This window comes from Mesorhizobium sp. P5_C1, from assembly GCF_054049815.1.
Map to the genome: position 1 here is coordinate 1 of NZ_JBFULQ010000868.1, position 1,609 is coordinate 1,609.

At 58.7% G+C, this 1,609-nt stretch carries 2 protein-coding genes; both read right to left on the reverse strand.

From position 1 onward, the window contains the following. Positions 1-953: type II secretion system F family protein (locus tag ACXJ7R_RS32095; RefSeq protein ID WP_457155309.1), on the reverse strand; the 953-nt coding region annotated here is incomplete at its 3' end. Beyond that, on the reverse strand, positions 953-1,609 hold a 657-nt coding region (locus ACXJ7R_RS32100), incomplete at its 5' end, for a CpaF family protein (RefSeq protein ID WP_457155310.1). The genes ACXJ7R_RS32095 and ACXJ7R_RS32100, both read right to left, overlap by 1 nt.

Below are 1,609 nucleotides of genomic sequence, written 5' to 3' on the forward strand. Positions count from 1 at the left end.
ATTCTATACATGATGTAGTCGCCCAACAGAGCCCATACGCCAAAGCCCACAAACACGGGCATAATTATCGGGTCGTGCCATACCTTGCCGTAGTATGTGGGGGCAGTGAGCTGAAGTATGAAGAACATCACTATTGGAAACAGCGAGATGATCCAGGCTGAGACCCGCCCCTCGGACGAAAGCGCTCTGATCTTCATTCGCAACTTCTGCCGCTCACGCAGAACCGAGGACAGATTAGCCAGGATTTCGGTAAGATTGCCGCCGGTCTTGGACTGAATGGAGAGCGATACCGAAAGCAGGTGAAGGCCCTCGAATCCGACCCGCTGAGACAGTTTTCGCACTGCCTGTTCAATGCTTAGACCAAAGGTGATCTCGTCGGAGACGATGCCGAATTCCGTCCCCAGAGGATCAGGCATCTCACGCGCCACAAGGCCAATGGCCACTGAGGCTGGATGTCCGGCGCGCAGCGAGCGCACGATCATGTCGAGAGCATTCGGGAGTTGCTTCGCGAATTTCAGGATTCGCTTTTTGCGCGCGCGGCGAAGCATGAACAGGGGCAACGCAAACCCGACAATCATGAATACAGCGAGTGCCACTATTGCCGACAAGTGGAAGAGGAACGACAGCAGCAGCGCCRATGCCAACCCGGCGCAGATAAATATACCGGCGAATGTCAGCGGGTTTCCGGTGATGCCGGATTGGGTATAGAGCCTATTCAGTCCGACCAGCCCAAAAAGAAAGTCCCCCGATTCCGTCAGCCCCCGCTCGTGCAGCAGGTTTTGCAAAGTCCGTTCTGCCGGAACGTCGTCAGACAATCGCCTCAACCGACGATTGATGGCGCCGACCGCCGCACGGCGACCGGAAAAGGAAAGATACAGGGCCTCGCCGGCGAGGATTACCGACGCCGCCGCAAGGACGTAAATAAAATAGAGCAACGCCTGGCCGGACGGCATCAGAGCGCGACCTGCGGATTGAAGGCGTCCTTGCCGAAATGATGCCCTAGCGTTGCCGCTTCCGCCGCAAATCGGGGCCTGACACCGGTGGCACGAAATTCGCCGATGATCGTACCGTCGGTGGCGACATCGCGCCGGACGAAATGATAGATTTCCTGCAGTTGCACGACATTGCCCTCCATTCCGGTGATTTCCGAGATCGATGTCACGCGCCTGCCGCCGTCCGACAGTCTCTGTGTCTGCACGATAATGTCAATGGCCGAAGCAATTTGCGCCCGGATGGACTCGTGCGTCATCGGCATCCCGGCCATGCCGATCATCTGTTCCAGTCGCGAGATCGCGTCGCGCGGTGTGTTGGCGTGGATGGTGGTCATCGAGCCTTCATGGCCGGTGTTCATCGCCTGCAGCATGTCGAAGGCTTCCTCGCCGCGCACCTCGCCGACGATGATGCGGTCAGGCCGCATGCGCAGCGCGTTCTTGACCAGTTCGCGCTGGCGAACCTCGCCTTTCCCTTCGACACTGGGTGGACGGGTCTCCAGCCGGCCGACATGCGGCTGCTGCAATTGCAGTTCCGCCGCATCCTCGATGGTGATCAGGCGCTCTCTGGACGGAATGTGGCTCGACAGTGCATTGAGCAAGGTCGTCTTGCCGCTGCC